The organism is Streptomyces sp. NPDC050121, assembly GCF_044460385.1.
Lineage (GTDB): Bacteria > Actinomycetota > Actinomycetes > Streptomycetales > Streptomycetaceae > Streptomyces > Streptomyces soliscabiei.
Genome location: NZ_JBITJV010000026.1, coordinates 1 through 21,370, shown reverse-complemented (window position 1 = coordinate 21,370; position 21,370 = coordinate 1). Strand labels below are relative to the sequence as shown.

21 protein-coding genes are annotated in these 21,370 nt (G+C 72.1%); 9 read left to right on the top strand and 12 right to left on the bottom strand.

Annotated elements, in window-relative coordinates; genetic code table 11:
- Window positions 1–44: 44 nt before the first annotated feature.
- Window positions 45–659 carry a LysE/ArgO family amino acid transporter gene (locus ACIBTS_RS32280; protein WP_399324085.1) on the top strand — a complete coding sequence of 205 codons (615 nt, stop codon included), beginning with the start codon at window positions 45–47 and terminating at the stop codon, window positions 657–659.
- 127 nt (window positions 660–786) lie between these two features.
- Window positions 787–2,097 (top strand): MFS transporter, encoded by a 1,311-nt coding sequence (locus ACIBTS_RS32275; RefSeq protein ID WP_399324083.1) that lies wholly within the window; start codon window positions 787–789, stop codon window positions 2,095–2,097.
- A gap of 81 nt (window positions 2,098–2,178) precedes the next feature.
- On the opposite strand, the gene ACIBTS_RS32270 is transcribed toward ACIBTS_RS32275, so the two are convergent.
- Window positions 2,179–2,634 carry a cyclic nucleotide-binding domain-containing protein gene (locus tag ACIBTS_RS32270; RefSeq protein ID WP_399324081.1) on the bottom strand — a complete coding sequence of 152 codons (456 nt, stop codon included), beginning with the start codon at window positions 2,632–2,634 and terminating at the stop codon, window positions 2,179–2,181.
- A gap of 263 nt (window positions 2,635–2,897) precedes the next feature.
- On the bottom strand, window positions 2,898–3,107 hold the full coding sequence (locus ACIBTS_RS32265) for a hypothetical protein (RefSeq protein ID WP_319671920.1): 210 nt from the start codon (window positions 3,105–3,107) through the stop codon (window positions 2,898–2,900).
- A gap of 125 nt (window positions 3,108–3,232) precedes the next feature.
- On the opposite strand from ACIBTS_RS32265, the gene ACIBTS_RS32260 reads away from it, so the two are divergent.
- From ACIBTS_RS32260 to ACIBTS_RS32240, 5 genes are all read left to right on the top strand, one after another.
- Window positions 3,233–3,676 (top strand): ATP-binding protein, encoded by a 444-nt coding sequence (locus ACIBTS_RS32260; protein WP_399324078.1) that lies wholly within the window; start codon window positions 3,233–3,235, stop codon window positions 3,674–3,676.
- Between the two features lie 240 nt (window positions 3,677–3,916).
- Window positions 3,917–4,765: a SigB/SigF/SigG family RNA polymerase sigma factor gene (locus ACIBTS_RS32255; protein ID WP_399324076.1), complete on the top strand. Its 849-nt coding sequence runs from the start codon at window positions 3,917–3,919 to the stop codon at window positions 4,763–4,765.
- Between the two features lie 72 nt (window positions 4,766–4,837).
- Window positions 4,838–5,731: an ANTAR domain-containing protein gene (locus ACIBTS_RS32250; protein ID WP_399324074.1), complete on the top strand. Its 894-nt coding sequence runs from the start codon at window positions 4,838–4,840 to the stop codon at window positions 5,729–5,731.
- Between the two features lie 86 nt (window positions 5,732–5,817).
- Window positions 5,818–6,690, top strand: coding sequence for a DUF1206 domain-containing protein (locus ACIBTS_RS32245; protein WP_399324072.1), 873 nt, complete (start codon window positions 5,818–5,820; stop codon window positions 6,688–6,690).
- A gap of 28 nt (window positions 6,691–6,718) precedes the next feature.
- A complete protein-coding gene (locus tag ACIBTS_RS32240) occupies window positions 6,719–7,150 on the top strand; it encodes a hypothetical protein (protein ID WP_399324070.1) in 432 nt (143 codons plus the stop codon).
- Window positions 7,151–7,188: 38 nt separating this feature from the next.
- On the opposite strand, the gene ACIBTS_RS32235 is transcribed toward ACIBTS_RS32240, so the two are convergent.
- The 4 genes from ACIBTS_RS32235 to ACIBTS_RS32220 all read right to left on the bottom strand — a co-directional run bounded on the left by ACIBTS_RS32235 (window position 7,189) and on the right by ACIBTS_RS32220 (window position 12,618).
- On the bottom strand, window positions 7,189–9,390 hold the full coding sequence (locus ACIBTS_RS32235) for an FUSC family protein (RefSeq protein WP_399324068.1): 2,202 nt from the start codon (window positions 9,388–9,390) through the stop codon (window positions 7,189–7,191).
- A gap of 209 nt (window positions 9,391–9,599) precedes the next feature.
- Entirely contained in the window at window positions 9,600–10,976 is a 1,377-nt protein-coding gene (locus ACIBTS_RS32230) for an NAD(P)/FAD-dependent oxidoreductase (protein ID WP_319671927.1), read from the bottom strand.
- A 304-nt stretch (window positions 10,977–11,280) separates the two neighbouring features.
- A complete protein-coding gene (locus tag ACIBTS_RS32225) occupies window positions 11,281–11,670 on the bottom strand; it encodes an STAS domain-containing protein (protein ID WP_399324066.1) in 390 nt (129 codons plus the stop codon).
- Between the two features lie 66 nt (window positions 11,671–11,736).
- A complete protein-coding gene (locus ACIBTS_RS32220; protein ID WP_231976235.1) occupies window positions 11,737–12,618 on the bottom strand; it encodes an RNA polymerase sigma factor SigF in 882 nt (293 codons plus the stop codon).
- A 136-nt stretch (window positions 12,619–12,754) separates the two neighbouring features.
- Between ACIBTS_RS32220 and ACIBTS_RS32215 the strand changes: the two genes are divergently transcribed.
- Both ACIBTS_RS32215 and ACIBTS_RS32210 read left to right on the top strand, forming a co-directional pair.
- Window positions 12,755–13,126, top strand: coding sequence for a PRC-barrel domain containing protein (locus tag ACIBTS_RS32215; RefSeq protein WP_319671930.1), 372 nt, complete (start codon window positions 12,755–12,757; stop codon window positions 13,124–13,126).
- Window positions 13,123–13,572, top strand: coding sequence for an ATP-binding protein (locus ACIBTS_RS32210; RefSeq protein WP_399324063.1), 450 nt, complete (start codon window positions 13,123–13,125; stop codon window positions 13,570–13,572). The genes ACIBTS_RS32215 and ACIBTS_RS32210 overlap by 4 nt, the downstream gene beginning before the upstream one ends.
- 46 nt (window positions 13,573–13,618) lie before the next feature.
- Here ACIBTS_RS32210 and ACIBTS_RS32205 read toward each other — a convergent pair whose 3' ends face one another.
- The 6 genes from ACIBTS_RS32205 to ACIBTS_RS32180 form a co-directional block, all read right to left on the bottom strand.
- Window positions 13,619–14,065: an ATP-binding protein gene (locus tag ACIBTS_RS32205; RefSeq protein WP_319671932.1), complete on the bottom strand. Its 447-nt coding sequence runs from the start codon at window positions 14,063–14,065 to the stop codon at window positions 13,619–13,621.
- Between the two features lie 168 nt (window positions 14,066–14,233).
- Window positions 14,234–16,138 (bottom strand): AMP-dependent synthetase/ligase, encoded by a 1,905-nt coding sequence (locus ACIBTS_RS32200; RefSeq protein WP_399324061.1) that lies wholly within the window; start codon window positions 16,136–16,138, stop codon window positions 14,234–14,236.
- Window positions 16,139–16,282: 144 nt separating this feature from the next.
- The gene (locus ACIBTS_RS32195; RefSeq protein WP_399324059.1) at window positions 16,283–17,377 is read right to left on the bottom strand and encodes a glutamate--cysteine ligase; all 1,095 of its coding nucleotides are present in this window, start codon (window positions 17,375–17,377) and stop codon (window positions 16,283–16,285) included.
- Window positions 17,378–17,446: 69 nt separating this feature from the next.
- Window positions 17,447–19,651, bottom strand: a complete 2,205-nt coding sequence (gene glgB, locus ACIBTS_RS32190; RefSeq protein ID WP_399324057.1) for a 1,4-alpha-glucan branching enzyme — start codon at window positions 19,649–19,651, stop codon at window positions 17,447–17,449.
- Between the two features lie 5 nt (window positions 19,652–19,656).
- Window positions 19,657–21,018 carry a maltokinase gene (locus ACIBTS_RS32185; protein WP_399324055.1) on the bottom strand — a complete coding sequence of 454 codons (1,362 nt, stop codon included), beginning with the start codon at window positions 21,016–21,018 and terminating at the stop codon, window positions 19,657–19,659.
- Window positions 21,019–21,046: 28 nt separating this feature from the next.
- A partial coding sequence (locus ACIBTS_RS32180) for an alpha-glucosidase C-terminal domain-containing protein (RefSeq protein ID WP_399324053.1) occupies window positions 21,047–21,370 on the bottom strand: 324 nt, incomplete at its 5' end.

Genomic DNA, 21,370 nt, shown 5'->3' with positions numbered 1-21,370 from the left:
TCTTTAGCTGTACGCCCACTGATCGTTTCCCTAGCGTGGACGGCATGTCCCACGCTCTCTCCGCCGCGGCCGCCGGTTTCGGCACCGGCCTGTCGCTCATCGTCGCCATCGGCGCCCAGAACGCCTTCGTCCTGCGTCAGGGGATCCGCCGCGACGCCGTCCTCGCCGTCGTGGGGATCTGCGCCCTCTCCGACGCCCTGCTCATCGCCCTCGGCGTCGGCGGAGTGGGAGCGCTGGTGGTGGCCTGGCCCGGGGCGCTGAGCGCGGTCGGCTGGATCGGCGGCCTGTTCCTGCTCTGCTACGGGGCCCTGGCGGCCCGGCGGGTGCTGCGACCCGGGGGAGCCCTGACGGCGGAGGGGGAGCCCGCCGGCTCCCGACGCCGGGCCGTGCTCACCTGCCTGGCGATGACCTGGCTCAACCCCCACGTCTACCTCGACACCGTGTTCCTGCTCGGCTCCATCGCCGCCGACCGCGGCCCGCTGCGCTGGACCTTCGGTCTCGGCGCCGCGTTCGCCAGCGTGTGCTGGTTCGCCGCGCTGGGCTTCGGCGCCCGGCTGCTCAGCCGCTTCCTGTCCCGCCCCGCCGCCTGGCGCGTCCTGGACGCCGTCGTCGCCGCCACGATGATCGCCCTCGGCCTGACGCTCCTGGCGGGAGCCTGAGCGAGGGGAGTCCGGCGACCGGAGTCCGGAATGTGAGATCGCCTGTCCATAAGGGCGGCGGAACCACAGGAGTTGCTGGGATAGTGACCCCCGGACCCGAAAGATGTAACGAGCAACCAGGAAGCGTGTGGATACCAGCGAGGGCAGCACCGCACCCGCGACCGAAGCCGACGACGGCGGCCCGAGTCCGCGTGGCGGGCCCCGGAGCGGCTGGCGCCGCTGGGCGATGGACACCCGGCCCCTGCGCCGGCCGGCCTACCGACGGCTGTGGTCCTCGACCGTCGTCACGGCCGTGGGCAGTCAGCTCACCGCCGTCGCCGTGCCCAAGCAGATCTACGACATCACCGGCTCCTCCGCCTGGGTCGGCTACGCGAGCCTCGCCGGACTCGTGCCGATGGTGCTGTTCGCGCTGTGGGGCGGGGCGGTCGCCGACACCGTCGACCGTCGCAAGCTGCTGCTGATCACCAACAGCGGCATCGCCGTCACCTCGGTGCTGTTCTGGCTCCAGGCCGTCTCGGGACTCGACTCGGTGGCCGTGCTGATGGTGCTGCTCGCCGCCCAGCAGGCGTTCTTCGGCCTCAACTCGCCCGCCCGCAACGCCTCCATCGCCCGGCTGGTCCCCGCGCACGAACTGGCCGCCGCCAACGCCCTCGGCTCGACGGTCATGCAGACCGGTCTGGTCGCGGGTCCGCTGCTCGCCGGCGCACTGATCCCGGTCATCGGCCTGCCCGAGCTCTACCTCCTCGACGCCGTCGCGCTCTGCGTGACGCTGTGGGCCGTGGTCCGGCTGCCCGCGCTGCCTCCGCCGGCGGGCGCGAGCGCCCGGCGCGCGGGGGTGCGCGAGATCGCGGAGGGGTTCCGGTACATATCCCGGCACAAGGTCCTGCTGCTGTCCTTCCTCGCCGACGTCATCGCCATGGTGTTCGGCATGCCCCGTGCCCTGTTCCCGCAGCTCGCCGCCGAGACGTACGCCTCCTACGGCGAAGGGCTGGCCCTCGGCCTGCTGTTCGCGGCGATCCCCATCGGGGCGGTGCTGGGCGGACTGTTCTCCGGGACGTTCTCGCGGGCGCGCCGGCACGGCTGGATGGTCATCGGCGCGGTGGTCGCCTGGGGCGCGGCCGTCGCCGGGTTCGGGCTGAGCGGCGGTCTGTGGCTCGCGGTGCTGTTCCTGGCCGTCGCCGGCATCGCCGACATGGTGTCGATGGTCTTCAGGGGAGCCATCCTCCTGTCCGCCGCCACCGACGAGATGCGCGGCCGGATGCAGGGCGTCTTCACGGTGGTCGTGGCGGGCGGCCCGCGCCTCGCCGACGTCCTGCACGGCACGGCGGGCGCCGCCTTCGGGCCCCGTGCCGCCGTCGCCGGCGGCGGCCTGCTGGTGGTCGCGCTGATGCTGGGCCTGGCGACCGCAGTGCCCGCGCTGCGTCGGTATCGCATCTGACTCCACCGCCGCGTCCGGAACGGGCCGGCTCACGGCACTCCGGCACGGGCACGGTGTGCAGCACTCGGGCGCGGGCGGGCTCTACTGCCCCCCGCGCCGTTTCGTCCCGTACTGTTCCATCAGCCTGCCGCGGGTCATCTCCAGCCGGTGCGCGAGGATCTCGGCCACGATCCGCACCAGCGACAACCCGAGCGCCGGGTCCTCCTCGCACAGTTTGAGCACCGGCTGCGCCTCGAACTCGTAGGCGCGCACGGGGCTGAAGGCCTCCGCGCCGAAGTCCCACCGGTACGGCGGGAACAGCCACGACCAGCCCAGCAGGTCGCCGGCGCCGAGGCTCGCGACGGTGACCCGGCGCAGCGACGTCACCTGCTGGACGAGCGAGACCGCGCCGGAACGGATGACCCAGAAACGGTCGGCCGTGCCGTCCGCCTCGAAGATCCGGGCGTCTTCGGGGAAGGAGACCTCGCGGGCGAGCTCCATGAGGCGCCGACGCTGGGGCAGGGGGAGGGCGGTCAGCAGTTTGGTCGCTTTGGTCATGGCGCGGGGCTCCTCGCCGGCGATCGATGGGGGTGCTTTCCCCTTCCCATTTGAGCCGCTGCGGACGCCCCGGGCACCTCGGCGGACGGCACTTTCCGCAGGAGGGCATGGAAAAGCCCTGGCTGGACGGGGGAAGCCAGCCAGGGCAGCGCAGGTGTGGTGCACGGAGGAGGAGCGCCGTCGACCCCGCCCACCACGTATGAATGAACCGTAAACCATTCGGGGAGATCATGCGTACAGAAAAGCCGGTCAGGTGACCGGTTTCACTGTCGGCCGGGCGTCACGATCTCGTCCAGCACCCTGAGCACCGCCTCGTAGGCGAGAGCCCGGACCCGGGCCTCACGCGCCGCGTCCGCATCGGCCTGTGCGAGGTCGGCGCCCCGGGCCCGCCATGCCAGCAGTTCCTCCCGGGCGCAGGCCCTGGCCCGCTGGATGCGCCGCAACAGTTCATCCGAGTCCACGACATCGGTCATGTACTTCGCGTACCCCGCACCGGCGGGTCGATTGCTCCTTGTCCGAGAGGTTTGGCCGCCGCCGAGACGGCCAGCCGAAAAGGAACGACCAACGACCAGTCGGCAACTGTCAGGGGAGCGAAGGGATGCGTACGAACGACTCGACCGACCGCACGGACGTGGCGGAGAGCCCGTTCCGGTGCGAAGGACCCGAGCAGTGCCGACCGGCAGATGTCCGCAGTGCCGTGCGCCGTGCGGTGAGCGGGTGGCGCGGTGCCACCGGCTGCTCGTGCGACGAGGAGGCTCTCGCGGACGCGCTGCTCGTCGCCTCGGAACTCACGACCAACGCCATCCTCCACGGCGGCGGCGTCACCGGCTTCGACGTCGACGTGGACGGGCGGGCCGTACGAGTCTCCGTCAGCGACCGCAGCGACCGGCTGCCGGTCGGCGCCGACCCGCTCGACGGCGACGGGCGATGGCGCACCGGTGGCCGCGGCTGGCCGATCGTCTGCCGGCTGGCCCGCGAAGTCCGGGTGGCCGACCTGCCCTCCGGGGGCAAGCGCATCACCGCCGTCGTCCCCGTGTTCTGACCGCAGCCGCGCCGCGACCGGACCGGGCCGGCGGCCGGGACCCCCTGAAACGCCTTTCCCGCAGGTGGAGTTTGGTCCTCCAGGGGCCGGGCAGACGGAGGTTCGTGCTTCGGACCGGAGGCGCGCCGACGGGAGTGGTATGTCCGCTCCGGGGCGCTGCACGCGCCCCGGCCGGCAGAAGCCCGCCCGTCGCCAATCCCTGACACCACCGTTCAGGAGCGATTCCGTATGCCCATCGACATGTCGACAAACCGTTCCGCCGCGTCCGCGCCCACCGCCGCATCCACCCCCACGCCCGCCGCCGCGACCGCTCCCGCCACCGCACAGCTACGACGCACTCACGACGACGCCCCCGACACCGCGAGCCGGTTCGCGCGTCTCGTCACTCTGGAGGAGGGGCCCGAGCGGGACGCCGTGCGCGGCGAGATCGTCACCGCCTGGCTGCCCATGGCGCACCGGATCGCCGGCCGCTTTCGCGACCGCGGCGAGGCGATCGAGGACCTGCGGCAGGTGGCCGCCCTCGGACTGGTGAAGGCCGTCGACCGCTTCGACCCCGACCGCGGGGCCTTCGAGAGCTACGCCGTGCCCACCATCACCGGGGAGATCAAGCGGCACTTCCGGGACCGCATGTGGGCACTGCGGGTGCCGCGCCGGGTGCAGGAACTGCGCAACAAGGTGCGTCTCGCCCGCCGGGAACTGACCCAGAACCCGGGCGCGGCCGAGCCCTCGGTCGCCGACATCGCCGCCCACGCCGGGCTCACCGAGGACGAGGTGAGCGCCGGCCTGGAGGCCCTGGAGAGCTTCAGCACCCTGTCGCTGGACGCCGAACTCCCGGCCGGCGACGACGGCTACAGCCTCGCCGACACCCTCGGCGACCCCGACTCCTCCTTCGACGTCGTGGTCGACCGCGAGTCGGCGAAGGAAAGCCTGCGCCGACTGCCGGAACGCGAGCGCGCCATCCTCTACATGCGCTTCTTCGAGGACATGACGCAGAGCAGGATCGCCGACCGGTTGGGCATCTCCCAGATGCACGTCTCCCGGCTCATCAGCCGCAGCTGCGAGCGGGTACGCCAGGAGGCTCTGCGCTGACCCCTCGCGCCGCGCTTCCCACCTTGCGATTCCCACCTTGCGATTCCCGCCTGGCGACCCGACGGAGACCCCATGACCGCGGCTGCATCCGGAACAGCGGACGAGGACCCGGAGCGCATCGAACGAGAGCGAGCCGAACCGGAGCGAGCCGAACTGGAGCGCTTGCGTGCCGAAGTACGCGACCTGCGCGCCCGGTCTCGCGCCCACCCGCTGATCTCCCAGGCGCAGGGCATGCTCCAGGAGCGCTACGCCCTGCCCGACGCCGAGGGCGCGTTCACGCTCATGCGGCAGGTCTCGCAGCGGTTCAACGTCAAGATGCGCACCTTGGCCGGGATCCTGGTGACGACCCCTCGTCCGGACGGACGGACCGCGCTGTGGTTCCCCCGCCGCGTTCGCAGACCCGAGCCCGCCCTCGGCCTGTTGCCGGACGACCCGGCGGGCGGCCGCAGTCGCGGCGCGGTGCTCGGTGCCGTGCTGGACCGCACGCTCGCCGTGGTCGGCACCGGCATGGGCAACGTGCAGACGGTCGACCGGGTCCGGGGCGGCCTGCGCATCGAACGGCACACCGGTCTCACGCAGGACTTCGTCGACTTCTTCGAGCACGTCGGAGAGGCGGGCACATCCTGTGCCAAGGCCGCCCGCGATCTCGCGCAGGTCACCGTACGGGACGTGGCGAGCGACCCGGTGTTCACCGAGCCGGCCCGGGCGGCCATCCTCGCCGCCGGCAGCGAGGCCTGCCACAGCGTGCCCCTGACCTCGGCGACCGGCCTGTGCGTCGGCATGGTCTCGGCCCACGTGGACCACTCCCTGCCCGAGCTGCGCCCTTCCCAGCTGAAGACCCTGGACGCCCTCGGCGCCGAGGCCGGCCGCTGGCTCGCCTGGCACGAACGCACGGTCCTCCTGGACGCCCTGGAGTACCTGCACGCCCTCGGCAGGGCCCGGGGCGCCCGCAGGCCGGGGCCGTGAAGGCCACGGGCGCCGGGCCGGGCGTGTCCGGTGCGGGCCGGGGCATTCGAAATCGGCGAGGTTCGGGCACGCTTGGAGGAGGTCGGATGAACACCAGCGCTCTGGCGCACAGCGGCCGCGCCGAGGCGGAGCGGGCGGCGCGGGGGACGATGACGAAGGGCGCCGCCAAGGCCGGTCTCACCGCCCGTGGCGTGATCTATCTGCTGGTCGGAGCACTGGCCCTGCAGATCGCCTTCGGCCATGGCACACAGCAGGCCGACCGCCAGGGCGCCCTGGAGGAGATCTCGGAGAAGCCCTTCGGCGCCGTACTGCTGTGGGCGCTGGGCGTCGGGCTGGTCGGCATGGCGCTGTGGCGGCTGTCCGAAGCCGTCTTCGGCGAGGCCGGGCCCGACGGACGCAGGGCCAGGAAGCGGCTGCTGGGAGTCGTCCGGTGCGTGTTCTACTCCTTCGTCGCCTACTCCGTCCTCCTCTTCGCCGCCGGATCGGGCGCCGGACGCGGCTCGGGCGGTGGGGCCGGTTCGGGCGCCGGAGGCGGTTCGAGCGACGAGCAGTCCAGGGACGTCACCGCCCGGGCCCTCGACCTGCCCGCCGGGCAGTGGATCGTGGGGGCGGCGGGCGCCGGGATCGTCGTCGCGGGCGTGTGGATCGCGGCCCGGGCCGTCCTGCGGACCTACCGGGAGGACCTGCGGCTGGGCGAGATGTCGCCGGGCGTGCGCCGACTGGTGGACGTCACCGGCGTGGGCGGGGGCGCGGCCCGCGGTCTGGTGTTCGCCGCCGCGGGCGCGTTCGCCGTGCGGGCCGCCGTCGACTACCGCCCGAACAGGGCGAAGGGACTCGACGACACGCTCCGCTCGTTCGCCGACACCCCCGTCGGACCGGGCCTGCTGGCCTGCGTCGCGGCCGGTCTTGTGCTCTTCGGGCTGTTCTCCCTCGCGATGGCCCGCTGGCGAAACGTCTGATGTCCGCGTGGGTGGGAACACGGAGCAGATGAACGAACCAGAGTTCCCGCCCGACGGACAGCCCGTGGACATGTACCTCGACCTGTTGCGCGTCCGCATGGACAGCGAGGACTACCAGCTCCTGCTGCAGGTCGTCGCACCCGCGCTGCGCGCCCTCGACCAACAGCCACCGGGGAGTCTCGACTTCGCCCTCGACCCGGACGACACCCGGCAGCTGCCCCAGGAGGTCCGCGACGAGGCCGCGCTGGTCATCGCCACCGCGGTCACCGGCCGGCTGGACAACCAGCTGGTGGAGATCCATGTCGACGGAACCGGCCCGGTCCGGGTGGTCACCGACGCGGCCACCGCGTCCGACCCCACCCGCCTCGCCGAGATCGCCGGCTGCATCCGCCAACGCCAGAAGGACACCGACGAGCTGCGGGGCATCGCGGCCGCGAGCGGTATGTCCACGGAGTTCTGAACTCCCCGCCGGGGACGGCAGTGCCACCGCCCGTACGCTCACTTCGGCAGCGCCACCGGCGCCCCGAGCGGGCGCGCGAGGCCGACCACCGCCTCGTCCAGGCGCTGAAGGTGCCGCAGCACGCGGTCGGTCACTCGGCCGTAGCGCGGTGTCCCCGGCACCCCCGGCTTCAGCAGCGCGGCGATGCTCGGCCCGGTCAGCACCTCGGCGGTGCTTCGCTCCTGCGCGACGCGCGCGGCGATCGCCCCGATGTTGTGCAGGATGCGCTGCCCGGCCCGGCGCAGCCGCGGGTCCGCCGCGATCGACGGATGCGTCGGCAGCAGTTCGGCCGTGGCCGCCAGGGACCTGGCGTGGTAGGCACAGGTCTCCAGCAGGGCGACGACATAGCGGGCGGTGTCCCGGCGGGTCCGCAGCGGCGTCACCGGATGCGTCAGGGGCTGCGTGGCGGCCCGCAGGTCGGCCAGCGCCTGGTCCAGATCCCGGGCCCGGTCCAGCAGGTCGGCCGGGGGGCCGCCGCTCAGTTGCTCAACGGCCGCCTCGGTGACGTCCGTGAGCCGGTCCAGCACGGTCGTCAGCAGCTCGTTCGTCCGCCGGTCGGTGTGCACCGGCAGCACCAGCGCCGCCGCGACGATTCCGCAGGCCGCGCCCAGCGCCGTCTCCTCCACCCGCAGCACCAGCACCGACAGGCTGTAGGTGTGCAGCAGCGTGTACAGCACCCCGAGCGCCGCCGTCACGAAGAACGACATCAGCGTGTACGACAGCGGCGCGGTGTAGAACATCGCGAACACGCACAGCAGCACCACCGCGAACGCCGTCCACGTGTGATGGCCGACCAGCCCCGCCAGCACGATGCCCGCGACCACGCCGAGCACGGTGCCCAGCAGCCGCCGGTAGCCCTTGACCAGGATCTCCCCCGTGGAGGCGGTGTTCAGGAACACGATCCAGCAGGTCAGTACCGCCCAGTACCAGCGGTGCGAGGACAGCAGCTCGCCGCCGACGATGGCCAGCGACGACCCGACGGAGACCTGTACGGCGGCCCGGGTGGTCGGCCGCCGCAGCCCCCCGGCCTGTTGAGCCGCCTCCCTGTCCTCCTCGGCCCCGCCGATCGCGGCGTCCTCCGCGTCCAGCTCCTCACGGGAGCGGGCCGTCTCGGGACTGTCGTCGGACTCGTCCTGGGGCCCGTCGAGCGCGATGCGCAGCCCCAGCACCGCGCGGGCCGCCTCGCCGACACCCCGGAAGACGTCCTGCACGGGCGGTGACGCCTTCGGCAGGTTCTCCTCCTCCCGGTACCCGAGCAGCCGGTTGCGCACCAGCGCCGGCGCGGTCCCCGCATTGCGCGCGAGGGGGTGCCGTACGAGCAGCTGCAGGGCCGGCAGCTCGCACCGCAGGGTGTCCAGGGCCTCGTCCCGCACCGGCAGCGGGCCGGCGTGCGGCAGCGGCGCGCCCGGCAGATGCAGGGTCAGCGTGTCGGCCCGCTCGGCGCCACGGGCCGTCAGCAGCAGCAGGCCCAGCCGTTCGGCGGCGATCTCGGCGTCGGCGATCCGGCGCTGCACCAGCCGGGCCATCGCCTCGTCCCGGGTGCCCTCCTCCAGCCGGCTCTGGATCATCATGGCCGTGTCGTGCAGCCGGGCGGTGCCCTCACGCAGCCGGGCGAGAGCCTTGTCGAAGTCGTCGGGGCCGGCGTCGAGGAGTTCGAGCTGGGCGTCGAGCAGCTGCGCGAGCCGCGCCCGGAAAGCCTGCCGCAGCCGCTGCAGGATCCCGGTCGGGGTCTGGGGCACCAGCACGAAGCGCACCACCGCGCTGCACGCGAAAGCGACGGCGATCACCCCGTAGTACCCCGGCAGGGTCGACGTCCCGACGCCGACGAACAGCGACAGGAAGTACACCTGGAACCCGATGAGCCCCAGCGCCGTGCCCCGGTCGCCGAACCGGCGGCCGTAGACGGCGCAGAAGATCAGGGCGACGAAGAAGACGTCACCGGCCACCACCCGGGAGCTGAGCAGCGCCGCCAGCGACACCGAGGCCAGCGCCACCGGCAGGCCCAGCGCCAGCGTCACCGCCTGCCGGCCGCGCTGCTGCTCCCGGATGGCGAACGTGGCGACCATCGCGGCGATGGCCCCCGCCACCAGATGCGAGACATCCGCACCCAGCAGCGAGAGCACCGCCAGCATCAGGGCGATCGCGCCGACCGTCCGCAGCCCGGCCGCCAGCCGCAGCAGCCCGGGATCGGATGCCGCCACCCGATCCCGCCACCGTGCACCGAACGACCGGGCCGCCGCCCGTACGCCGCCGTGCTCTGCCGCCGGCCTCAGCGCCCGTGTCACGTCCCCGGCCGGGCGCGCGACGCCTGGCAGGCCCGCTCGCACGCTCCCTCACGCTCGGCTTCGCCCGAGCGGGGGGACCCCCATGACGCCGCACGCTGGTCCGGCCGGGGACATGGCACGGGCTCTCACTCCTCGTCGGGGCCGGAGCCCTCGAGGTGCGCCCGCACCTGGTCGGGCGTCAGATAGCTGTCCGTGTACTCGAAGTCCTTCAGCTTCGCCGCCCGGCGCGCCTGGAAGCCGGTGCGCACGAAATCGTCGCCCGCGACCGCGTTGAGCGTCCAGTTCGTCAGCACCCGGGCCTTGGCCACGCCCGTGCGCAGCGCGCCCCAGTGGTAGCCGCGGGCCACGGCCTGCGCGGGCAGCCCCTTCAGCGGGATGCCGAGCGGCTTGGAGACGGCGTCGGTGCCGCCGAGGTCCACGACCAGCCCGAGGTCCTTGTGCACATACGGCCGCATCGACTGACCCCGCAGCGTCGCGATGACGTTGTCGGCGACGACCTTGCCCTGCCGCATCGCGTGCTGTGCGGTCGGCGGACAGACCGCGCTCTCGTCCTCCTTGGCCCTGTCGGGTACGGCGGCGGCGTCCCCGAGGGCGAACACCCCGTCGTTTCCGGGCAGGTTCATCTCCGCCTCGACGGCGAGCCGCCCGCGGACCGTCTCCGCGCCCAGCGTCGCGATGAGCGGGCTGGCCACGACGCCCGCCGTCCAGATGAGGGTCCGGGTCGGGACGACCCGCCCGTCGGTGAAGGTGACCTCCTGCGGGCCCGCCTTGGCGATGGACACCCCCAGCGAGATGTCGATGCCCCGCTTGCGCAGTACTTCCTGGGCGCTGTGGCCGAGCTTGTCGCCGAGCTCGGGCATCAGCTTCGGGGCGATGTCGATCAGATGCCACTTGATCAGGCTCTGGTCCAGCCTGGGGTACCGCTTGACCGCGTTGTGCGTGAGCATCTGCAGACAGGCGGCGGTCTCGGTGCCCGCGTAACCGCCGCCCACGACCACGAACTGCAGCCGGGAAGCCCGCTCGGCAGGGTCGTGGCTGGCGTCGGCGAGGTCGAGCTGCGAGATGACGTGATCGCGGACGTACGCGGCCTCGGCGAGCGACTTCATGCCGAAGGCGTGGTCGGTCAGCCCCGGGATGTCGAAGGTGCGGGTGACGCTGCCGGGAGCCAGCACGATGTAGTCGTACGGCTCGTTGACGATCTCGTCGGTGATGGTCCTGATGACGCAGACCTTCGACTTGAGGTCCACGCCGATCGCGCCGCCCGGAATGATCCGGGTGCGGTACTTCTTGCTGCGGCGCAACGACACGGCGATCGACTGGGGCGTCAGCACCCCGGAGGCGACCTGTGGCAGCAGCGGCAGATAGAGCTGGTAGGCGAACGGTGTCACCAAAGTGACGTCGGCCTCCGCGGCGGCGAGTTTGCGTTCCAGACGCCGAACGCACCCCACTCCCGCGAAGCCCGCGCCCACCACCAGGATCCTGGGTCGTGTCACGATGTCCATCCCTTTCTGCGGCTCCAGGCGGTCTGCCCCGACCTCATGCGCGTGCCCCGCCCGCGGGCCCCTCGCACCTCATCGATCCCACCGCGACCGGACCGGTTCCGCCAGCCGGGCGAGGCATGCAGACGAACGTTTCTCCTGAGGCCACCGTCGTACCCGCCGAACGGCCCCTGTACGCCCCCACCTTTCGGGCAGGGCGACGTCCCTGGCAAGGGCCGGTCCGGAGAACGGACAGGGCACGGGCCGACTCGGGCCCGTGCCCCGTCCCCTCGGACGCGTCTTTCGCGCGCTGCGGCGAGCGCCCCCGTCAGTTCTGGCCGTCCTGGGGCGGCGCCGGCCGGTCGACGAGGGCCAGGGCCTCCTCGACCTCGGCCGAGACCGGAACCGTGAGACTGACGCCGGTGAGATCCAGGACCCGGCGGACGGCGGGCCTGGGGTTGATCACGTGCACGCTCCCCGGCAGGCCGCGGGCCTCCTGGTACACGCGCAGAATGATGTTCATGCCGGACGAGTCCATGAACGGCACCGCCGAGAGGTCGATGAGGAAGTGCCGTCGGCCGTGATGGAGCTGGTTGGCCAGATGGGCCTGGAACTCGGTCGCGGTGTCGAGGTCGAGATGGCCTTCGACCGTGACCAGGGCGACGTCCTCACGGGGCAGGGTGACCTCGACGGACAGGGGGTTCTGGGCGATGGACACGGATACCTCCGAAAGCAGACGGTCGTGGGCTCCGAGCTCGGTCCGAGCCCGGCGGCGATGCGGGCCTCAGACGAGGTCGGCCCCCAGCAGGCCGGCCCGTAGGCGCCGCACCATGCGGCTGAGCAGCCGCGACACGTGCATCTGGGAGATGCCGAGCTCCTGGCCGATCTCCGCCTGCGTGCGCTCCTCGACGAACCGCAGATGGATGATCTGCCGTTCCCGCTCGTCGAGTTCGGCGATGAGCGGTGCCAACGAGTGGAAGTCCTCCACCAGTTCCAGCGCCGGTTCCTCCGCGCCGATGAAGTCGGCCAGCACCGACTCGCCGTCCGCGCCGCCGTCGGAGGTGAGCGCCGCGTCGAGGGAGGCGGAGGTGTAGCAGTTGGACGCCTTGCGCGCCTCGATGACCTCCTCCTCCGACAGCGACATCAGCTGCGACAGCTCACGCGTCGTGGGCGCCCGGCCCAGCCGCGACTGCAACTCCTCGGTCGCCCTGGCCAGTTCGACCCGTGCCTCCTGAAGTCGGCGCGGCACGTGCACCGCCCAGCTGGTGTCCCGGAAGAAACGCTTGATCTCGCCGACGATGTACGGCACGGCGAACGAGGTGAACTCGACCTCGCGGGACAGCTCGAACCGGTCGATGGCCTTGATCAGCCCGATCGTGCCGACCTGGACGATGTCCTCCATCGAGTCTCCCCGGCCGCGGAAGCGCGAGGCCGCGTACCGCACGAGCGACAGGTTCATCTCGATCAGGGTGTTGCGCACGTACTGGTACTCGTGTGTGCCCTCCTCCACGACGGCCAGCCGGTCGAAGAAGCGGCGCGACAGCTCCCGCGCGTCCTTCGGGCTCACCTCGGTGGGTATGTCGATGAGCGGAACCCCTCCGCGCGGGTCCTCGGTGCCCGCCTGCTGTGCCGTGGCCGTCGTTGCCTGTGCCGTCACGGCATCCATGCCGCTCACTCCGTTCGTCGAGCCGGTCGATGACGCAGTCCGTCTGCCCCTGCATCCGCTTCTCATGCCGAACACATTCCGAATGCGGCTGCCGCGGCAGGGTAATTGGTGCTGTGGGGCGCGAGAAGGGAGCAGTGTGACCATCGACGGAATCTGGTCGTACGCGCCGGGCAGCGGCTCTGTCGAGGGGCAGGACCTGACCGGCTACGCCGTCGTGACCACCGACGGCACCCTCGGACATGTGGAACGTGAGGCCGGCCCGCACGGCATGCGGCACCTGGTCGTCGACACGGGCGTCTGGCTGTTCGGCAGGAGCGCCGTCGTCCCGGTGGGCGTCGTGACGCGCGTCGATCACGCGGGCCGCAAGGTCTCCCTGGCCTGTACCGGGGACGAGGTCAAGGAAGCACCCCGCTTCCGCACCGACAGCGAGACGACGGATCCGGCGTACCTCGCCGCCGTCGGCGACCACTACCGCCGGCTGACCCCGCGCGGGACGACGCCGGCGTGAGAGAGGAGGAACTCGCGTCCGCCGGGCCGGCCACCGGTCCGGCGGCGCCGGTGACGACCGCCGCGTCCGCCCGCGCCCACGCCCGCTCGGTGGTGGCCGCCGGCTGGGACCCGTCGGTGCGGCCGGCCCGGGAGGCGGACGTCATCGATCTGCTGCTGGTCGTCTCGGAACTGGTGGCCAACGCACTGCGGCACGGCGGCGGACTCGCCGGGTTCGAGATGACGCCGGTGGCCGACGGGATCCGGCTGGCCGTGCACGACCACAGCGAGGACCTGCCCGCCGCGGCGTGCGGAGCGGACGTGGCACCGGCCGGACACCGCACGGGCGGCTACGGCTGGCCCCTGGTCGTCCGACTGGCCCGGGACGTCACCATCGAGAATCGGCCGACGGGAGGCAAGACGATCACCGTGTTCGTGCCGATCCGGCCCACGGGACCGACGGGCTGACGGGAGCGATCGGCTGACGGGAGCGACCGGCCGCCCGTCACCGCCGTCACCAGGGCAGAAACACGTGGACGTCCTTCCCCTCACCTCGGCCCACCTCGTTCGGCACCACGCTGACCTGGCTGCAGAGGGTCTGCACCAGATACCACCCGATGCCACCGCCCCCGCTGTCGGGATGGAACGGCCGGGGCGCGGGCGGCGCGCTGTTGGTGTCGTGGACCGTGACATGCACACCGTCGAACGTGCGGCGAAGGTGCAGTTCGAAGGGGCCAGGAGCGTACTGGACCGCGTTGGCGGCCAGCTCCGCCACGATCAGCACGATGTCGTGCCAGTACTCCGGCGCCGTGGGCGGCGAGGCCCGCGCCAGCTCATCGAGGAACTCCTCCGCGGCCAGCCGCGCACCCGTCACATCCTGCGGTTCACCCGCGAAACGGGCCGTACGGCTCGGAATCGCCCAGGAGGACAATGCGTCGTTACCACGCGGCTCGGTTGCCATGTCGTCTGTGCGGCCCCGCTGCTGCCGGGACCGTCGTCCTTTCTCGTACGGCTCTCAGGCTTCGCCCCCTTCAGGGTTCCCGAGCCCGCACAGGCTACGCGTCCGCCACCCGCCGGCCCATGACCGCGGCGGCCCGCCCGGGGCCGCCCGCCGTCCACGCGCTGTGACTCAGCGGAACACGTCGTCCGCGTCGTCCCAGCTCAGCACCTCCTCCGGCGCGCTCTGCCGGGGCGGGCGCGCCCGCGCCTGGTACATCGCCTCGATCTCTGCCGCGTAGTGCGCCACGATCGAGTCACGGCGCAGCTTCATCGAGGGCGTCAGCAGACCATTGGTCTGGTCGAACGGCTGCGGCAGGATACGGAACGCCCGGATCGACTCCGAACGGGACACCGCGCTGTTCGCCGCGGCCACCGCCCGCCCGATCTCCTCCCGCAGGGCGTTCTCCTCACGGGCCTCCCGGCTCTGCGTGTCGCCGTACAGCGTGAGGCGGCCGCGCCAGTGCGCCAGGAAATCGGGGTCCAGGGTGATCAGCGCGCCCACGCAGGGCCGGTTGTCGCCCACGACCACCGCCTGGTGCACGAGCGGATGCATCCGCAGCCGCTGCTCCAGCGCGGTCGGCGCCACGCTCTTGCCGCTGCTGGTGATGATGACGTCCTTCTTGCGGCCCGTGATCGTGAGATAGCCGTCCGAGTCCAGGAACCCGAGGTCGCCCGTGGCCAGCCAGCCGCCCCACAGAGCGGCCCGCGTCGCGGTGTCGTCGCCCACATAGCCCTGGAACACCGACGGGCCGCGCACCAGGATCTCCCCGTCCTCCGCCACCCGGATCTCCGTGCCCGGCAGGGCCTGACCCACGGTGCCCGACTTCTCCCGGCCCAGCGGCTGCATGGTGATCCCACCGCCGGTCTCGGTCAGGCCGTACCCGTCGTGCACATAGATGCCGATGCCCTCGTAGAACAGGGACAGATCGCGGTGGAGCGGGGAGCCGCCCGACGTGGCGCGGTGGACGCGACCGCCCAGCGCGGCCCGGAGTCTGCGGTACACCGTCCGTTCGAAGAGGGCGTGCTGGAACCGCAGGTCGAAACCGGGCCCCGAGCCGCGGCCCAGCCGCTGCCGCTCCACGGCGGCGGCGAAATCCCGGGCCGTCTGCGCCGCCCGCTCGAACAGCGCCCCGCGGCCCGATTCCTGGGCCGCCCGCAGGAAGTTCTTGTAGATCTTCTCGAACACCGACGGGACCGCGTACAGATACGTCGGACGGAAGGTGCGCAGCGACTCCGACAGCGCGTCCGCGCCGAGATCGGGCTCGTGACCCATCAGGATGCCGCCGCGCAGGCAGAGGCCCTGGATCATCAGCCCGTACACGTGGGAGAACGGCAGAAAGGCGAGGACGCTCGGCTGCTCTCCCGCGGGCGCGGCGGTGTGCCCCCAGCCGGCCAGCAGCGTGTCGCAGGGGCTCGCCAGACTGCGGTGGCTCAGCGCGCAGCCCAGCGGCCGGCCCGAGGTGCCGGAGGTGTAGGCGATCACCGCGGTGGAGTCGGGCAGCACGATCCGGCGCAGCGAGTCCACCGTGGTCCCCGGCACCAACTCGCCGCGCCGCCCGAGTTCTTCGAGCGCACCCGCGTCCAGCTGCCAGACGTGCCGCAGCGCGGGCAGGGCCGCGCACACCGATCCCACGGTCATGACGCTCTGTTCGTCCTCGACGACCACGCCCACACAACGGGCGTCCCGCAGGATCCACTCGACCTGCTCGCGCGAGGACGTCGGATAGACGGGGACGACCTCGGCTCCCACCGCCCACAGCGCATGGCAGAGCACCGTCCACTCGTACCGGGTGCGCGCCATGATCGCCACGCGGTGACCAGGCTTGATCCCGGACGCCACGAACCCCTTGGCGAGGTCGACCACCTCGTCCCGCAGTTCGACGGCCGTGACCTCCTGCCAGCCGGCGGAGGCGGCGTCCGGGCGACGGGAGAGCACCGCGAGGGTGGGGGTACGGGCGGCTGTCTCGAAAACGCTGTCGGCGAGCCCTCCGGTCAGGGGCGGGACGGTGCGGGGAGCGAGGGCGAAGTCGCGCATGCGCTGCTCCTGTGACGTGTACGGGCTGTGACACCGCCGACGGGAACCGTTATCGACGGTGGTCGAATGTAGCCCAGGCGGGTCCGGTTGTGGCCTGGAACGAATAAGTAATCCGCCTTGATGATCCCGACGGGGCGGATCGCCTCAGGCCTGGGTGTGCCGTACGCACGTCGTGACGACCTCACGCAGACTTCCCGTGCGCTCCCACACCTCCCGCTGGATCCGCGAACCGTTGCCGTCCTTCAGCAGTTCGGCACAGGACGCCCGGGCCCGCTCCAGGTCCCCGCTGTCCGTCAGCGCATCCTCGACATGCGTCAGCAGAGCCCGTACGACCGTCTCGGCGCGGGTGCGCCGCATGGTCGCCGGGTGCAGCAGATCCGCGGTCAGCCCCGAGCGGGCGGCGCGCCAGCCGGCCAGCCGCAGCAGGCTCACACTGTGGTCCAGCGGATCGAGGCCGGCCTCCCACTCCCGGGCCGCCGTCTCGACCAGGCCCCGCACCAGCGTGGCGATCAGTACGGCGGTGTCCGCGTGCAGACAGACGTCCGCCACCCGCACCTCCACCGTCGGATAGCGCGCCGACAGCCGGGCGTCGAAGTAGACCATGGCCTCGTCGAGGATCGTGCCCGTGGCCACCATGTCCGCCACCCGCCCGTGGTAGCGCTCCGCCGAACCGAACAGCTCGGTCGGACCCGCCGACGGCCAGCGCTGCCACACCCGGCTGCGATAACTGCTGTAGTCCGTCTCCTTGCCCTGCCAGAACGGCGAGTTGGCACTCAGTGCCGCCAGCACCGACAGCCAGGGCCGGATCCGGTCGATGACCGCGACGCCCTCCTCGTCGGAGCCGACGGAGACATGGACGTGACACCCGCACACGATCTGTTCACGGGTCGCGATGCCGTACTGATCCGCCATCCACTGGTAGCGCCGGCCCCTGCTGACGGAGGGGCGCACCGCGAGCGGCGACGTGGCGAGCGCGGCGACCGCGCACCCCGTCTCCCGCGCGTGCCGTGCCGCCTCCCCGCGGATCCGCACGATCTCCGCGCCGAGCTCGCCCATGCCCGACTGCGGGTGGGTGGCGAACTCGAGCATCTGGTTGTGCAGTTCCTTCTGAAAGACCGGCGGCTCCTCCGCCTCCTCGCACCGCGAGGCGCGGGCGAGGACGGCGGCGGACAGGGCCTGCGGCTCCCCGGTCTCCGGGTCGACCAGGAGGAGTTCCTCCTCCACTCCGACGGTGCGCACGGGATGCGGCCTTTCTCTGCGGCCTTCGTAGGCGGGCGGTACGCACCCGACTGCCCCGTCCGGTCCTGTTCACACGGACGAAGGCGTCAGCCACACCGTGGCCAGGGGCGGCAGCGTCAGCCGGAGCTCCCCCCGCTCGGGTGCGACCGGGGCGGGGCCGACGACACCGCTGCCGCCGTAGCGCTCGGCATCGGTGTTCAGCAGCTCCCGCCAGGCCGGGGCGTCGCCGGGGACGGCGAGCGGGTAGTCGTGGCGCACGACGGGGGAGAAGTTGCTGACGGCGAGGAGCGGCGCGCCCTGGGCGTCGTGGCGCAGGAACGCGAACACGTTGTCGTCCGCGGCGTCGCCGACCACCCACCGGAACCCGGCCGGGTCGGTGTCGCGCTCCCACAGGGCGGGCGTGGCCCGGTAGACCGCGTTGAGATCACGCACCAGGTCCCGCACCCCCCGGTGGTCGCCCGCGGACGCGTACCCCGGATCCAGCAGCCACCACTCGGGGCCGTGTTCCTGCGACCACTCCGCTCCCTGGGCGAACTCCTGCCCCATGAAGAGCAGTTGCTTGCCCGGATGGGCCCACATGAAGCCCAGGTAGGCGCGGTGGTTGGCCCGCCGCTGCCACCAGTCGCCGGGCATCTTCGACACCAGCGCCTGCTTGCCGTGGACGACCTCGTCGTGCGAGATCGGCAGGACGTAGTTCTCGCTGTAGGCGTACACCATCGAGAAGGTCATCTCGTTGTGGTGGTACTTGCGGTGCACCGGCTCCTTGGCGATGTACTGCAGCGAGTCGTGCATCCAGCCCATGTTCCACTTCAGCCCGAACCCCAGACCGCCGCTGTCGGTCGGCCGGGTCACCCCGTCCCAGGCGGTGGACTCCTCGGCGATCGTCACGACCCCCGGATTGCGCCGGTACACCGTCGCGTTCATCTCCTGCAGGAACGCCATCGCGGCCAGGTCCTCCCGGCCGCCGAACACGTTCGGCGACCACTGCCCGGAGTCCCGCGAGTAGTCGAGATAGAGCATCGAGGCGACGGCGTCCACCCGCAGCCCGTCGACATGGAATTCCTCGCACCAGTAAGTGGCGTTCGCCACCAGGAAGTTGCGCACCTCGATGCGCCCGAAGTCGAACTCGAACGTCCCCCAGTCCGGATGCTCGGCCCGCCGCGAGTCCCCGGGCTCGTAGAGCGGATCCCCGTCGAACCGCGCCAGCGCCCAGTCGTCCTTGGGGAAGTGTGCCGGCACCCAGTCAACGATCACGCCGATTCCGGCCCGGTGCAGGGCGTCCACCAGGAACTTGAAGTCGTCCGGCGTGCCGAGCCGCGAGGCCGGCGCGTAGAAACCGGTGACCTGGTATCCCCAGGAACCCGCGAATGGATGCTGGGCGACCGGCATGAACTCCACATGGGTGAAGCCGAGGTCGCTGACATACGGCGGCAGCTCCTCCGCCAGCTGACGAAACGTCAGCCCAGGTCGCCAGGAGGGGAGATGAACCTCGTACACGGAGAACGGAGCCGCATGCACGGGCACGTCACCCCGGTGCGCCATCCACTGCTGGTCCGCCCATTCGTAGTGCGAGGCGTGCACGATCGACGCGGTGTCCGGCGGCACCTCCGCGCACCGGGCCATCGGATCGGCCTTGAGGAAGCGGTGGCCGTGGCGGGAGGTGATCTCGAACTTGTACCGGGCGCCCTCGCCGATCCCGGGCAGGAAGAGCTCCCACACGCCGGACGAACCCAGGGACCGCATCGGGAACGCGGTCCCGTCCCAGCAGCAGAAGTCGCCGGCGACCCGCACGCCCTGGGCGTTCGGCGCCCACACTGTGAACCGGGTGCCGATCACCCCCTGGTGGGCCATCGGCTCCGCGCCGAGCGCCTTCCACAACTCCTCGTGCCGCCCCTCACGGATGAGATGCAGATCGAGATCGCCGAGAGCCGGCAGGAAACGGTACGGGTCGTCCACCTTCTGCTCGACGCCCTCGTACGACACCAGCAGCGTGTACGCGGGGATCGCGTCGAGCGGCAGGACGACGGCGAACAGACCGTCGCCCTCGGAGACCAGCGGGGTGGGATCGCCGTCGATCACGACGCTCACGGCGTCCGCGAAGGGCCGCAGCACCCGGAAGAGGATCCCACCCGGCACCGGGTGCGCGCCCAGCAAGCCGTGCGGATCGTGGTGGGTGCCCGAGAGCAGCCGCCCACGGTCGCCGGCGTCGAGGGCGGGCGCCGTGCGCGGGCGGGGGCCGGCCGACTCGGGCGGAGAGATGTCACGCAGGGCCACAGGGGTCAGCCTCCTCGGACGGCGAGTCGCTCGATCGCCGCCATGGGTACGGGCAGCCAGTCGGGACGGTTACGGGCCTCGTACAGCACTTCGTACACGGCGCGGTCCGTCTCGTAGGCACGCAACAGGGCATGTTTCTTGCGGGGGTCCCAGCCCGCGCGGGCCGCATAGCCCGCGCAGTAGGCCTCCCGGCAACGGCGCGCCCACTCCGGCCGCCACGGGCGGCGCTGGCGGGCGGCGTAGTCGAACGAGCGCAGCATCCCGGCGATGTCCCGGACCGGGGAGTGGGCGCTGCGCCGCTCGGCCAGCGGACGCGACGGCTCGCCCTCGAAGTCGATGACGAACCAGTCCCGTCCGGCGCGCAGGACCTGACCGAGGTGCAGGTCGCCGTGGATGCGCTGGGCGGGCGGGCCGGCATCGCACACGGACAGCGCGCCGAAGGCGGTGGTCAGGCCCGGGACGAACGGGCGCAGCGCCGGCACATGGTGCGCGGCCGCCTCCAGCCGCTCGGTCATCGCCGCCGCCGTCCGCCCGTCCTCGGCGTCCGGACCGGCCGGGAGCGCCGCGGCCAGCGCGAGGTGGACGTCCGCCGTGGCCCGCCCCAGTTCCTCGGCCTCCGCGGTGAAGTCCTCCCCGCGGGCGAGGGCCCGCAGCGCCAGCGTCCAGCCGTCGGAGGCGTCGGGCAGGAACGGCTGGAGCACGCCGAGTGTCGCCTCCTGCGGATGCGTCGTCCGGAACCAGGCCACGGGCGCGGGCACCCGCCCGCACCCCTGCCCGGCCAGCGCGACGGGCACCTCCAGATCGGGGTTCACCCCCGGCTGGATCCGCCGGAAGATCTTCAGGATGAACGCGTCCCCGTACACCAGCGAGGTGTTGGACTGCTCGGCCTCCAGCAGCCGCGGCGCCAGCCCCGGAGGCAGCGACACACACGGGGCCGACTCGAAGCACAGCGGGCCCAGCGTGCCGGGATGCCGCATCCGCTCCAGGAGCAGATGCGCCGACCGGGGATCCTGCAACGCGTCATGGACCGTCAGCCCCGCCATCGGCCCCTCCTCCACCCTGCCGATCAGCGCACGGCCCAGGCGAGGCGACAGATGCTCCTGGACGCCGAGGAGCAGCTGATAGCAGTCACCGGCCGGGGGAGTGCCGCCGGGCGTCGGGACGCCCGACTGATCGGCGTGCACGAGCAGATGCAGACAACCCGGATACAGCTCGGTCATCGACAGCATGCGCAGGTCGGTGAGGGGCCGGTCCTTGCCGGCGAACCAGCGCTGGCGCGGCAGCCACTCGCACAGCAGCGCGGCGAGCGGCCCGCCGGAGCGGACGCCGCTCGCGCTGCTGGGGCGCAGGGGTGCGGTCTTCGTCACGGTGACCCATCCTTTCCTCGGCGCACCCTCACGGGCGGCGGCCGATCCGGGACGCGGCTCTGGTGAGCCGGAACCAGTAGAAGCCGTGGCCCGCGAGGGTGAGCAGGTAGGGCAGTTCACCGATGGCGGGGAAACGGACTCCGCCGAACAGCTCGACGGGGTGGCGACCGTCGAACCGGCGCAGGTCGAGCTCGGTGGGCTGTGCGAAGCGCGAGAAGTTGTGCACGCACAGCACCAGATCGTCCTCGTATTCGCGGAGGAAGGCGAGGACGGCCGGGTTGGAGGACTGCAGTTCGGTGTAGGTCCCGAGGCCGAAGGCGGGGTTCTGCTTCCGGATCTCGATCATCCGCCG